General features: G+C 58.5%; 1 pseudogene. It reads left to right on the top strand.

The window, feature by feature from the left end:
- A pseudogene (locus B7449_RS17600) lies at nt 1–434 on the top strand (MSMEG_0569 family flavin-dependent oxidoreductase); the annotation flags it as partial.

Here is a 434-nt window from a genome sequence, read left to right as displayed (position 1 = left end):
CTTGCGGACATGCACTTCTACGACCTTACGGTGGATAATCACCCTCTTCGTGACGGCGCACGTGACAAGACCAATCATTACGTCACGGGCCGAAATGGCGGGCATGACCTTGATCTGCGCAAGTTTGCGAAGGAAGGCGTGGGCCTGCATGGCACGCTGGAGACAATCCGCGATGAAGTGGCGCACTTCGCACCGGATCTGAAGGAAAACCTTGATGATGCGGACAAGACCAATGCCGACATCAAGAAATCCATCGACGCCTGGATTGCCCGTGAAGGGATCACGGCTCCGACCGAAGCCCCTTATGTGCCTGTGTGGGAGCCCGATGGCAGCAACACCCCGCTCGACCTGAAGGCGGCCGGGATCACTTCGATCCTCTGGTGCATCGGCTTCCGTCCGAACTATCGCTGGATCGACGTGCCGGTCTTCAACGG

Origin of the sequence: Komagataeibacter intermedius TF2 (assembly GCF_000964425.1) — a bacterium.
GTDB lineage: Bacteria > Pseudomonadota > Alphaproteobacteria > Acetobacterales > Acetobacteraceae > Komagataeibacter > Komagataeibacter intermedius.
This window is presented reverse-complemented; position numbering and strand designations above follow the sequence as displayed.